Origin of the sequence: Sphingobium sp. B2 (assembly GCF_007693735.1) — a bacterium.
GTDB lineage: Bacteria > Pseudomonadota > Alphaproteobacteria > Sphingomonadales > Sphingomonadaceae > Sphingobium > Sphingobium xenophagum.
In genome coordinates, this window is sequence record NZ_VDBZ01000043.1 from 1 (window position 1) to 307 (window position 307).

General features: G+C 60.6%; 1 protein-coding gene. It reads left to right on the forward strand.

Features of this window, described 5'->3' with window-relative positions:
• The coding region (locus tag FE851_RS25930) for a tyrosine-type recombinase/integrase (protein WP_145206942.1) at nucleotides 1–247 on the forward strand (247 nt) is incomplete at its 5' end.
• Between the last annotated feature and the right edge of the window lie 60 nt (nucleotides 248–307).

The following is a 307-nucleotide window of genomic DNA, read 5'->3' on the forward strand; positions in this document are numbered from 1 at the left end:
CACACCCCACGTGCTTCGTCATTCTTGCGCGATGCACACGCTCGCGGCGACGGGGGACATTCGCAAGGTCGCATTATGGCTCGGCCACGCCAGTATCCAGAGCACCGAGACCTACTTGCGCGCCGATCCCGAAGAGAAGCTGCAGATTCTCGCAGCCCACGGTGCCCCTGCGATCAAGCCGGGGCGCTTCAAGCCGCCTTCCGACGCCTTGATCACAATGCTCACCGACGTTCGAAGGCGGGCCTGACCCGTCTTCGAACACTCCCTCTAACCCGCATATTATCTGGAGTGAAATCATGGAAAACCG